Consider the following 12,854-nt stretch of genomic DNA (forward strand, 5'->3'; position numbering starts at 1 on the left):
CATCATGTCAGGGACTTATTAGAATGTGCGCTTGATAAAAGGGCAGAAAACCCTTATGAGTACCGGTGAAGTATTAACCTTGCTGCTTGTAATATTAGCGGCACTGTCTTACATAGACAATCATAACCACAAAAAGAAATAGCATCCCGCCGCCTAAAGCAGATGCTATTTCAAAATAGATATTTATTTGACTGAGGGCAATCGGGAATCTTCCTTTATTTTTTCATCTGATCTTCTGGTCTTATATTCCCGGAGGTCCCATATATAAATACGATATCAACAAATCCCCCATCATCATACGTAAATACGTGCCATTCATTTTCCGGGATATGGAGAATCATTCCCCTGCAGAGCTTTGCTTTTTGAGGCAGCTCATCCTTATCTGGTCCCCAGAATACGTACCCGTCTTTACTATCGATAATAACCACCGTTTCCTCCGCATGCTGATGAGGCTCCATAACACCGCTTTCCTCTGAATAAACAGCGTAGCCAACTGTCATTGCATCGCTGTCAGAATAGCTGTTCTTACCGACAGCCCTTTGAAGCTTTCTCCCCGGCAAAAGATCTGTTGCCATATTATCTCTGTCAATTATTTTCATTATGCACCTCCAGTTTTCTGATCACCTGATACAAAGTATCTTCTTCTCCTACATTTCCTGGGAAAATGATATAGGGAGTTCCCGGCATACGGCTTTTAGGTCCCAGCTTCCAGACCGGTATCCCCTTTTCAATCTGCCCCGGTACCCATGCTTTTTTTACCTGACATGCCTTGGTTCCTATATCACTGGATGTGATTCCCCCTTTGGCAATCAGGTACTTTGGCTGTATTTTCAATGATTTGACGACCTCAACAAGTCCTTCGGAGATCTGAGTGGATATGCCAAGCAGCTCCTCCGGCCCCGCTCCCAAAACTTCGAGCCTTTCCCTTCTTGTATGAATGCATACCGTCTTACCATCTCCCAGCAGCAAATTCGCCTCTGACGCAATTCTTTGAATCTCAGATCTCCACTTATCCGGTTCTAAAACCAGACGATTATCAAACTCCAGCATGTTAATATTACTGATTCTTTTTATCCATTCCATTTGTAACCTGGTTTTTTTTACATGGGACCCTACTACGATCAAGCCTCCGTTTTTATTTTCAGAGTCTGTCAGATCATCACATTCCAGCAAAGGGGGAAACGGATTATCCAGAAACAAGCGGATAAATGAGGCTGCTCCCCGGTACAAAAACAACTTTCCCTGTGACAATGCTTTTAAAAAACAAATTTGAAAAACTCTTAAATCCTCATAGGTTTCCGCATTTACAATAATCTTTTTAAAATCACTCACAGACATCAGCTTTTTTGTAATCTGCTCAAGCTGCCCGCTGCGCAGTTCCTTTTGTGTAACAGAAATACAGTCCGCTGCCGTATATTCTCCCTGATATTTCTCTTCTATGTACCGTTTTAGATCACTGTTCTTAAAAGAAAACGTACTGTCCCGCGCAAATTCACTGTCAGACACCGGAATCCTCTTTCCAGCCTCCAGAATATAATGGACATCATCTACAGTAAACCTGCCGCCCTCAACAAAACAGGGACAAATGACTTCACCATCTATGATCACGTTATACTCTTTTAACACTTTTGCAAGGGTCTCTGATTCTACGGGATAATTCCAGCGAAGAGTCGAGTCACTTCTTGAGAAGAACAGAAAACGTTTATTTTTTCTCCTGGCTATTGCGGCCGTCCGCTCAGCAATGAACCGATGAACTTCTTGCGTATATTCTTTGCTGAATGATCTGGAATTCGTCAGCAGAAAAGAAACTGTCATACCGTCTTCAAATATCTCTTCTATCGTTTCTTCTGACCAGTCAGTGTAAACATAAACCCCGTTTGCACATTGGATTCCTGTAGGATCATCATCCAGCACAATAATCTTAAAGTCAAAATCCCGTCCGTTCCACATCATTGCGTTACCTTCCACATCCATGTTCTCCAAGCTTTCGGTTCCAGCAGTTACAGATCTTCATAATAATATTTTGCCTTTCCAATGCTGTCAAAGATCTCCATCTTATGCTGGATCACTTCCTGAGCTGCTTTAACCGCTTCCGGAATAAGATTTGTCATTTTAAATTCACCATCGGCATTGATCTGTTCATTTAACCGAAATGCATATACAGATTTGTAATCCGTCGAAATATTTACTTTTCTTACACCAAGCCGGCAGGCTGCTGCAATCTCCTCGTCAGGGTTGTTGCTGCCGCCGTGAAGCACCAACGGAATATTTACCCTTTTCTTTATTTCCTGAAGCCGGTCAAGTTGAAGTTTTGGTACAAAGCCCTTTGGATAAAAACCATGAGAAGTACCAATTGCAACAGCCAGACAGTCAATCCCTGTTTTCTTTACAAAATCTTCCGCTTCTTCCGGCTCCGTGTATTTGATTTCACTGGTTCCCCCCTCATCAGACTGCAGAGCCTCCCCAATCGTTCCCAATTCACCTTCCACGGATATATTAATCGGATGCGCAATTGCCACAGCTTGTTTTGTCAGTTCCACATTTTCCTGAAAAGGAAGAAGAGATCCGTCAATCATAACAGAAGTAAATCCGGCTTTTACCGCCATCAAACAATCCCTTATGGTCTTGCCATGATCTAAATGCAGCACATAAGGTACTCTGCTGTTCATAAGCAGCGGTCTGATGTATCCAAAAAACTCTGTTCCTGCAAATGCCAGTTCGCCGGCATTCACCTGTATGATGGCCGGTGATTTCAAGCGTTCTGCTTCACCAAAGACACTTTTAAAATTCCCTACTTCTGTTACGTTAAATGCTCCGACGCAAAAATTATAATGTTCCGCAATATTAAGCATTTCATTCATATTAATCAGCATAAAATATCTCCCCTGCAGCTTTCATTTATTCGATGACCAGTTCATCATCATCATCTGTTTTATTCATGTCATACTCTCTTGCCAGTTTCGCAAAATCTTCTTCTCCCACCTCATTTGTTACCGGCTTTTTAATAAGGAACAATATCACTCCCATGATCACACTTCCGATTGCCAGCGCTGCCACATATCCCCACGGATTTGTCATCAGGGGAATAATAAACCAGCCGCCATGAGGAACCGGTGTTCCCACATTCCAGACCATAGACAATCCGCCTGCCACAAAGCTAGCAGCCATCGAGGAAAAGATCACTCTGGGAAGATCATTCATCGCAATAGGAATTACACATTCCGTTATCATACAGGCCCCCATTGGCAGACAGGTCTTCACACTTTCCTTCTCAACTGCCGTAAATATTTTTTTCCCTGTGACCTTTGATAACATCCAGGCTATAATAATACCCAGCGGTGGAATCGATGAACCTAACATATGGCATGCCTTAGGCTGAAATACTCCTTCTACCAGCAGGCCCGTGGTAAATGCAGACATTGTCTTGGTAAGCGGGCCGCCATAGTCAATGCTGGCTCCCGCACCGATTACTGCCCCATAAATAAATTTAGAGCCACCCTCCAAAGAGGTGAGGAAACCGGTGATGATGTCCATCAGCAAGGCAATGGGCTGTCCCAAAACAGCAAACATAATAATACCGCCAATTATGGTCGTTAAAAATGGTATGATCAGTATCGGCATAAGTCCTGTCATCGATTTCGGAACTTTTACTTTCGTCTTAATCAGCAGACAGATATAGCCTACGACAAAGCCTCCTATGATTCCTCCGAGAAAACCCGATTTTATCTCTGAACAGACCAGACCCACAATAAGCCCCGGAGCAATTCCCGGCCGGTCGGCAATTGAATAGGCAATTGCAGCCGCGATTAAAGGCACTACCAAAGAAAGTCCCAGACTTCCTGTTTTAAACATATAATATGCAATTCCTGTGGTTGCATCCCGTACCGCAACTCCTCCAAATACATACCCCATTGCCATACAGATTCCAGCCCCGACAACAAGAGGCATCATATAAGATATCCCCGTCATGATATGTTTTTTAATATCGGACTTTTTTAACATACTACCTTCTCCTTTGCATTTTTTTATCCCTTTTGATGTTTGCTAAGCGCTTTTTCAACCTTTTTAATGAACCCAACCGGGTCTTTTAATACAGCAGAAGTTGATGTCCGGATCATAGGAATCCCCTTAAATCTTTCTTCACCGGAAATTTTCACATCACAGGCAAGGATTACCACATCTGCCTGTTTTACTTCCTCTGCACTCAGTTCATCTTCCACCCCTACGCTGCCCTGAGTCTCAATCCTGCATTGATGCCCACAGGCTATTGCTGCTTTGATCAACTTATCCTTCGTCATATATGTATGCGCTATTCCCACCGGACACGCGGATACTCCAACAATATTCATATACACCTCTCCTAAAACAATTCAATAATTTTTTTCTTATCTTCCATAGAAAAAAGTGCCTGTACCACTTCTTCCCTGCATATCGCTCTGGCGACACCTGACAGTAGGGTGATATGATTTGCGGCTTCCTTATTTTTAACCGCAAACAGAATAATACATCGCACCGGTTTGTCATCTAAGGTTTCCCATTCAATATCATGAGCCGCCCGCCCGATGGCAATGGAAGTCTTAATTACAAAATCCGACTTCCCATGGGGGATTGCGATTCCCTCCCCCACACCGGTTACACCTTCTTCTTCTCTTAGATATACATCTTCAAGAAATCTTTTTTCATCTGATAATTTCCCATTTTCATATAAAAGGTGAATTAACTCTTTTAATGCTTCATTTTTTGTTGAAGATTTAAGATCTAGATCGATGCACGATTCCTCTAAAATATTTGAAATTTTAATTTCGCAGTCCATACAAATTCTCCTAGTCAATTTTTAGTCTGCTGAACCTGTCAGCTTTCAATATCTTTTCCAGAGTTACCGGATCTTCCATCATGTTGGAAACTTCTCCGAATATCCCCTGAAAGTCTTTTTTGCTCCTCGAATCTATTGCCAGCATAAAAACAATCTGTACCTTTTCATCTTCCCAGAAAATCGGTCGTTTTAATGTCATTAATCCAATTCCCTGTTTGTGAATATGCCCGTCAAATGCGTGAGGCATCGCAAATACTCCCCCTACAAACGTAGAGGAAAGTTCCTCTCTCTTAAAAACAGAATCCACATACTCATGATCGACATACTTTTCCTGAAACAACCGCCCTCCCAGCAATGTAATCACTTCTTCCTTCGTTTTACAGTCACACTGAAGAATGGTTATTCTATCGTTTAAATAACGGTTTAAGATTGGGTATCTCTCAGACTGCAGCTTTGCTGTCTGCTGCCACTTTTGGCAGCGTTCTCCAATCAGCTTAATCTCTTCCTCACCGATAAACGGGGAGGCAGAAATCACATCAACTCCCGTAAGCTTCATCGGTACTGTTGAAATAATAAAATCCTGTTCCTCCGGAATGATTTTCTCAATCCCGTTAAGCGGCAGTATTTTTCTGATTATGAGTTCGGGAAGTTCTCTGTTCAATCTGGCTGTCATAAATTGTGATGCTCCGTAACCGGTAGCGCAGACCAGTGTGACAATGGGTCTTAGCTGCTCCAGCTCCGCCTGACGCCGCTCAAATGCTGCTGCCACATAAAGTGCGATACTCCCGATTTCATCTTCTCTGATTACACACTGAAAAGCCGTACCAAGATATTCTGAGATATATGCTGCAATCTCAAAAGCATATCCCACCTTCTCCTTTATTAAAGGTAAAATAGGATTATCAACCGTGACATGATTTTCCACCCGTTTCAGCAACAGTTTTAAATGCCTGTACAGACTTTCCAGAAAATGCTGGTCATTTGACAGCTCTACCCGGAACATACGCTCCGTATCTGCTACTGCCAGTATCATCGCATTATAAATCCTGTCATCAGCAACATTTCTGATTCCGGTGTCCGGATTTTTTTTCAGTATCTTTTGATCCATTCCCTGGAGCTGCAGGGTGAGATAGGCAACATCATAAATCGTAAGCTGTACCGACAGATGCTCAAAAATTTTCCGGACAATCTCCTTAGACATTTTCCATTCACCTTCATCCTTCAGTTTCATCAGCTTTTCATGACTATAGTCACATTGAAGACCCTTGAGGGAATGCCGAATGGAAACCGCCATATGAAAAATCATCATATTAAAGGAAACGTCTGCCAGAACCCGGCTCCAGCTGTATTCTGCTTCCATCAGTATATTGATAAGAATCTGCAGATTAACATCCTCCATCAAATCCCGGACATTCTCAATCGCCTTTCTCCCACTGCTTCCGGACAGTTTTTGCAGTATAACAGCCTTTGCCATACGGATTTGAGGTTCTTCCCCTAAAATCCGAAGCCCATGATTAGCCTTACTGTCCAATGTCAGGCTGAATCTGCTAAAAAAGCGCTCCATTGTCTTTAAGTCATTGGTAATAGTTCCCCTGCTTACAAATAATTTCTGAGAGATTTTCTCAGCCGGTATATAATCATTGACATCCAATATCTCATATGCGACATAAAACTTACGCATATCAGGATTCATAGGAGAACTGCGATTCACTTCATTTAGTATCTGGTTTAAAAAATGCCTCCCTTCATGATTATAAGACAGCCATAATCCTACACCTGTTTTTGTAATAATATAACAGTTGCGAGGTTCCAGTACCTGATTGATTTTTTTGATATCCGTCTTAACGGTGCGGGAACTGATGTGAAGAATATTCGCTATTTCATTCGTTGTTAAAGGCTTGCCCTGCCGAAACAGTAAGTTCAATAATTTTTTCTCGCGAGGTAAAAACATAGAATCACTCTCCTGTTCTATGATTATTATAAGAGAACTATTTCCTCATTGCAAAACATCAATTTTCACTATTTAGTGATTTGTTTTTTCTTATTTTAAAATTCTAACTGTTTTTTCCAGTTTATTAGCAATTCCAACAGTAGTTTCTATTAGAACTCTCATGTTATTTCCAGTTTTCTTAAATATTATAAGATATTCACATTTGTTTTCACTAATAGCGTGCTGTCAATAGCAGAAACAGGACAAGGATGTCAATCTTGACACAAATAGTAATAATAAATAATCCCATCGAAGCCATTACAAGCCCCGATGGGATATTGAATCAAACTTTTATATTATACAGCGATATAACATTCCTGCACTCCACAGATTTTTCACCATATGCACTTGGACAGCTTATCATCACCGTTGATTTCCGGTGTCTTTCCACCTCAAACGGAATGACCTAATTCCGGCCCAAAGCACTGAATCAGCTTCAAACAGCTTCCATCTTCAGCCTTCCACTGAAGCGCCTGTATCCCGGCAGGCAGAAAGAACTGATCCCCCTTCTTGACCTCTTCCTGCCAGACCTTCTCCCGGCCAGCGGCTTCCTGTACGCCATTTCTTTCTTCCAAAAGCAGTTTTCCACCGCCCTCCAGAACATAAACAGCACTGCAGCCATTCTGCTTCAGGCTCATAACATCTTTTATTTCTATCATATCCATACAAAAGCATGGAGTCTCTTCATATCCAACCAAACGGATCCGGCGGTTTTTCCCCTCTTCTTCTAAAACCTTTGCCGGAATGAACCACCGTTTCTTCGCTTCCTCTTCTGAATAATTCTCATAATGGAAGCATTCAAACATCTTCTCAAAGCCAAGTCCCTGGTGGCACATGGAATCCGCCACTTTATACCCTGACGGCGTCACTCTCTCCACCCGGATGGTGTAGTCCGAAGGCTCCTGGATTTCCACCAGAAAGCAACCGGCACCGATCGCATGAGGAACTCCGCCTTCGATCAATATGGTATCCCCCTCCTGTATCTCAAACCGGTGCAGGCATTCCAGTATTGCCTTGATATCCTGGCGAAGAAAGCAGTCCTTCCAATGCTCTGGTGTCACACCCGGACGAAAGCCAAGATAAACATAAGGCTTTTCGACCTGTATTTCTCTGCCTCCAAGTATATGCCAGCATTCTGTTTTCCCGTATTCTGAATGAAACAGCTCCCTGGCCTTCTCTTTATCCGGATGCACCTGGACAGCCAGCCGCTCTGCTGAGTCAATCAGCTTCACCAGCACCCCCAGGGTTTCCCCCAGCTGCGCTGCATGCTCTTCTCCCAGATAACCGGCGGGATCCGATTCAATCAGCTCTTTTAAAGACACCGAAGGCCGGTCTGCCAGCATGCTCAAGCCCTCTGTCAATTCTTCTCTCCCTGCGTTCCTGGCCTCCACAAGAGAAGCAATCCATTCCTCCGGGAAATGACCGTCTTCCCCTGTTTTAGCTCCGTGAAATTCTTCCAGCAGTTTTCCCCCAAAATAAGTCCTCCAGGCCCTGGAGCCTGTCAGACGAATGGGACAATCTTTTCTTGTTTCCATGATTTCCCTCCATATTTCCCCAAACAATCAATTAAAATCCATTCCGGTCTGACAGCTCTTTAAACCAGGTTCCTGACTTTTTCATAGTAATCTTACAGTTGTCATAAATGTCCACCCTTAACAAGCCATACCGGTTTTTATAAGCATTGATCCAGGACCAGCAGTCAAAGGGCGCCCACAAATGATATCCAAAGCAATTACATCCTTCTTCCATGGCCTTATGCAGGTATTTCAAATGCCCCTTAATAAATTCGATCCGGTAATCATCTGACACCACACCGTTCTCATCTAAGAACTCCTCTTCCCCCTGAATCCCCATGCCGTTTTCTGATATGTACCAGGGAAGATTTCCGTAATTTTCTTTTATATTTTCAGCAATATCATAAATGGCCGGCTCATAGATCTCCCAGCCTCTGGAAGTGTTCATCTTCTGCCCTTCAAACGTATACGGCTCATAATATTTTTCCGGCATCAGCGGTCCCTCATAAACGGAGGTTCTGGCTTTTGCCCGCCTTGGATGATAATAATTCACGCCCAGATAATCTATGGTATTTTTTCGGATAATATCCAGATCTCCTTCTGCGATCACCGGAAGGATGCCCTCCTCTTTCAAAAGCTCCGTCAAGCCTTTCGGATATTCTCCTTTTACGGATGGATCCAAAAAGGAACGGTTAAAAATCAAATCCAGAATATCCGCCGCTTTCCGGTCTTCCGCCTTATCCGGATTTTCACAGTAGGTTGGCGTCAGATTGATGATGATGCCTATTTTACCGCTGCATCCGCTTTTTCGGAATTCATCCACCGCCAGGCTGCTGGCAAGCTGTACATGAAACCCGACCTGGGCCGCCTTTTTGGCATCGCAGACTGCAGGGTAATGTCTCTCATATAAGTAACCCGTTTCCGGAATGATGACCGGCTCATTGAACGTGGTCCAGTATTTTATCCGGTCCCCAAACCGTTCAAAGCAAACTGCCGCAAATTTTGCAAAAGCAAAAACGGTTTCCCGGTTCTCAAAGCCGCCTTTCTTTACCCAGTACTCCGGTAAGTCAAAATGATGAAGGCACATCATCGGTTCTATTCCATTTGCAATCATTTCATTGATTACATCATGATAGAACGCCACTCCTTCCTCATTCACCGTTCCCTCACAGTCACGGATCACCCGGCTCCATTGGATGGAGGTGCGGTAAGAGGTCACGCCCGCCTGTCTCATCTTCTGGATATATTCCTTATATTTGTGATAAAAATCAGAGGTAACTGCCGGCCCCACTCCATCAAAAAACCGTTCCGGTTCTCTTTCAAACCAGTAATCCCATTCCGATTTTACACGTCCGCCTTCGCTGCTTCCGCCTTCTGACTGCGGGCCGGAAGAGGCTCCTCCCCATAAAAATCCATTTGGAAATACATAATCCATTTTCATCTCTCCTATTCTATCTCAATCGTTTCTCCGTACAGATGATAATAAAGGGCTCCATACAGATTCGCCCTGCTGCCGTTTGTACAGGCTGTGATCCTTGGCATCAGATAGCCCTGATGCTGTCCTTTTAACATGGAAACCACTGTCTTTTGAATCCTGTCAATGATTCCCGGATTGCCGCTGATCCCGCCGCCAATTGCAATGAGTTCCGGGTCAAAGGCAAATTCCAGGGTTATACAGCCCACCGCCATCCAGTAGCAGAATTCCTCCATCAGTTCTTCTGCCAGTAAATTCCCTTCCAGGGCAAGCTGGTCCAGCTTTATCCCATCAATGGGGGCTTCTGCCGGTTCCTTTCTTATGTTGTATTTCCTGGCTTGCTTTTCCAGGGTATAATCACTCCAGGAAAGAAGGACGCCATCTTTAAATCCTCCCATGGGAAAATTTCCAAATTCTCCCCGGTTCATGGTTACTCCCTTGTCCAGCTTCCCGCGTTCGATCACTGCTCCCCCGATACCGGTACCGCAGATCACAAACACTACATTTTGATATTCCTTTGCCACCCCTTTCCAAAGCTCCCCCATGGCAGCGCAGTTGGCATCATTGGCCATGGTCACAGGCAGTCCGCCAAACCGTTCCTCCAAAATCATCTTTAAAGGGATTTCGTGAAGATACTCTACGGCGCTGATGCCTTTTATTACCCCTTCCCTGCTGTGCACCTCTCCCGGAAAGCTGAATGCCACGCCGTCAAGGGCATATTCCCTGACAGCCTTATCATAAATATTTCCGGTCACTTGCAGAAATTCTTTCACATCTGTCTTCGGCGTAGGTACCGAATCCGTGAAAGAAAAATTTCCCTCCTCATCGGAAACGCCGTATTTTACCGCCGTTCCGCCTACATCAAATACCAACTTCACTTAAATTCCTCCTGACATTTATAGACATAAGCCGTATTTCCTGGTATCTGAAGCTTTGCTTGTCCGCAAACCTTTGAGACACCACCTGTTAAAAGATTAACAAGCTCTATCTTATCCCCTAGTCCATGAAGATTTACTTCTTTCTCCGTATCATTAAAATTAATGATTAAAATTGCCCGGCAAGCCTCTGACCGGATGGAGGCCACATGGACCCTGCTGTCCTTTTCCGCAGTGAACAGGGAATCATGCCGGTTCGTGATCACCTCCATCACCAACTGCTCTACCTGGGGAATGTTCTGTTTTTTCAGTTCCACTCCCATAAAAGAATTGAAATACAGGGTACAGCCTTTTCCGTAAGGATGGAGCACTACGGCCGGACTTCCATCCTCCATGGTTCCAAGGATCCGGGTATCCTCATCCACCTCTATGCGCTGTTCCATGAAATTACAAGGAATTCCATCATCCTTTGATTCCGCTTCTTCCCTGCCGCATTGATCTTTCATATAAAAGGAATGGCCGGAATCCACATCCACTTCCCGCAGGCCGAAAAGCCTGCTTAAATGCCTGCCCGGAATTCCTTCCGCAGGCACCTCTCCATATTCATTTACGCTCCCCATTCTGGCATCAGCGATGAGGATTCCCCCTCGTTCCACATATGCAGTAAGCTTTTCTGCCATATCCTCACTGATGCTTAACGCGGAGGGCAGCACCAGAACCTTAGCCTCTTCGCCTTCTAAATCCTCGATGTCAGTAAATTCCGGATTTAAGCCTCTGTTCCAGAAAAGTCGGTACCAGCCTTCCACGTCCTCACTCCAAAAGCTGTTGTTCCATTTTAGGAACGCGTCAAAATAAAGTCTGGAAGAATAGGATACCGCTATTTTCACAGCCGGGTTTTCCACCTGAAAGCTGTCAAATAGGTCACCATTTTCCCGGATCAAGTCCATCAGCTCTTTTACCCGCGCCGCACGCTCATTGGGAGTCCCGTCCATACTGGTAAGACCCCGTCCGGTGGACTGGTATCCGTGTAAGAACGGTCTCCACCGCCACAGCTGCATTCCATTGGCACCGGTGAACATGCACATAAGAATCCAGTCATACAATTCCTGAGGCGTCACTTCTGAACCTGGCGTCAGTACCGACTGGGTGTGGGTCTGAAGCTCATTGACCATGTATGGTTTTCCTGCCTTCCTTGCCGCACCTGCGGGAACAGAATAATACATGGACATGGTCCAGGGCGTATTGCGGTAATTTCTTCCCCAGCTCTTTGGATAAAAGGTGGAGCCGTACACATCGGGAATCTTTGCCGTAGCAAATTCATCATTGTTACGAAGGGTCACATCCCCGGACAGGATCTGTGCGCTGGTCCCATCAATGATGATCGGATGGGTGGTATCGTATTTCCTTGCAGTTTCATAGAGAAAGCTGCAGATTTGGGTCAAGGTTACGCTCCGGAACCTTTCGTATTCCAGATCCGGCATGATGCTGCTCCAAATGCTGTAGGGGGATCTCCTTCTTTTGGGGGAAATCTGCCCGAAACTCTCATATCTTCTATGCCACACCCGGTTTAAATGCGTGGTCGTACCGTATGTTTCCTTCAGCCACTCCTGATATTTTCGTATGGTATAAGGGTCATCGCTTCTAAAATGTGCTTCATTAAACACATCGTAGCCGTAAACAGCCTTGTGGTCCCGAAGCGAGGTGATCGCTTCCCGGAAATACCGGTCCATATAATCCCGTACCACCGGATGATTTAAGTTGGCCCAGAAACAATTTTCATTGATATGCTCTCCTCTTTCATCATAGACCAGCATATCCTCCGTCAAGGCACTGTCCGGCATAAATTCCTGAGCCTGATTCTGTCCAAAGAGCTGCAGGATAGCCTTTATCCCCAGGGCTTCACACTCATCAAGCACCTGCCTGGTCTGGGTGAATATCCACTGATGGCTGTCCTGGCTAAGCCATGGATTGCATACCGGCCAGAGAGTGACTAAATTAAAGCCGCAATCTTTCATATAAGACAAATCTCTCCGGATCTCCTCCTGTGTATAATCCTGCTCAATAATATAGACCGCCCCAAATAAAAATTGATCCATGATGTCCTCCTTATTCATCTTTTTGTTTTCGATAATATCTTCCATTATAAAGGCCATCAGAAAACCATAAACCTGATATTCTACATTAAGGT

The 12,854-nt window shown here is 44.4% G+C and carries 11 protein-coding genes; all 11 read right to left on the reverse strand.

Features of this window, described 5'->3' with window-relative positions; translation table 11 throughout:
• Positions 1-215: 215 nt before the first annotated feature.
• The 11 genes from RT269_RS00355 to RT269_RS00405 all read right to left on the reverse strand — a co-directional run bounded on the left by RT269_RS00355 (position 216) and on the right by RT269_RS00405 (position 12,762).
• Complete coding sequence (locus RT269_RS00355) at positions 216-599, reverse strand: hypothetical protein (RefSeq protein ID WP_313180023.1); 384 nt, start codon at positions 597-599, stop codon at positions 216-218.
• A complete protein-coding gene (locus tag RT269_RS00360; RefSeq protein WP_313180024.1) occupies positions 586-1,968 on the reverse strand; it encodes a four-carbon acid sugar kinase family protein in 1,383 nt (460 codons plus the stop codon). Before RT269_RS00360 ends, RT269_RS00355 begins: the two co-directional genes overlap by 14 nt.
• Before the next feature lie 32 nt (positions 1,969-2,000).
• Positions 2,001-2,873, reverse strand: coding sequence for a ketose-bisphosphate aldolase (locus tag RT269_RS00365; RefSeq protein WP_313180025.1), 873 nt, complete (start codon positions 2,871-2,873; stop codon positions 2,001-2,003).
• 25 nt (positions 2,874-2,898) lie between these two features.
• On the reverse strand, positions 2,899-4,002 hold the full coding sequence (locus RT269_RS00370) for a PTS fructose transporter subunit IIC (RefSeq protein WP_313180026.1): 1,104 nt from the start codon (positions 4,000-4,002) through the stop codon (positions 2,899-2,901).
• A gap of 23 nt (positions 4,003-4,025) precedes the next feature.
• Positions 4,026-4,349 carry a PTS fructose transporter subunit IIB gene (locus RT269_RS00375; RefSeq protein ID WP_313180027.1) on the reverse strand — a complete coding sequence of 108 codons (324 nt, stop codon included), beginning with the start codon at positions 4,347-4,349 and terminating at the stop codon, positions 4,026-4,028.
• 11 nt (positions 4,350-4,360) lie between these two features.
• Positions 4,361-4,813 (reverse strand): PTS sugar transporter subunit IIA, encoded by a 453-nt coding sequence (locus RT269_RS00380; protein WP_313180028.1) that lies wholly within the window; start codon positions 4,811-4,813, stop codon positions 4,361-4,363.
• A gap of 10 nt (positions 4,814-4,823) precedes the next feature.
• On the reverse strand, positions 4,824-6,764 hold the full coding sequence (locus RT269_RS00385) for a BglG family transcription antiterminator (protein ID WP_313180029.1): 1,941 nt from the start codon (positions 6,762-6,764) through the stop codon (positions 4,824-4,826).
• A gap of 431 nt (positions 6,765-7,195) precedes the next feature.
• Positions 7,196-8,338 carry a type I phosphomannose isomerase catalytic subunit gene (locus RT269_RS00390; RefSeq protein ID WP_313180030.1) on the reverse strand — a complete coding sequence of 381 codons (1,143 nt, stop codon included), beginning with the start codon at positions 8,336-8,338 and terminating at the stop codon, positions 7,196-7,198.
• A 31-nt stretch (positions 8,339-8,369) separates the two neighbouring features.
• A complete protein-coding gene (locus RT269_RS00395) occupies positions 8,370-9,752 on the reverse strand; it encodes a glycoside hydrolase family 1 protein (RefSeq protein ID WP_313180031.1) in 1,383 nt (460 codons plus the stop codon).
• Between the two features lie 11 nt (positions 9,753-9,763).
• Positions 9,764-10,669 (reverse strand): ROK family protein, encoded by a 906-nt coding sequence (locus RT269_RS00400; protein ID WP_313180032.1) that lies wholly within the window; start codon positions 10,667-10,669, stop codon positions 9,764-9,766.
• Positions 10,666-12,762, reverse strand: coding sequence for a beta-galactosidase (locus RT269_RS00405; RefSeq protein ID WP_313180033.1), 2,097 nt, complete (start codon positions 12,760-12,762; stop codon positions 10,666-10,668). The genes RT269_RS00400 and RT269_RS00405 overlap by 4 nt, the downstream gene beginning before the upstream one ends.
• Between the last annotated feature and the right edge of the window lie 92 nt (positions 12,763-12,854).

This window comes from Lacrimispora sp., from assembly GCF_032078915.1.
Classification (GTDB): Bacteria; Bacillota; Clostridia; order Lachnospirales; family Lachnospiraceae; genus Lacrimispora.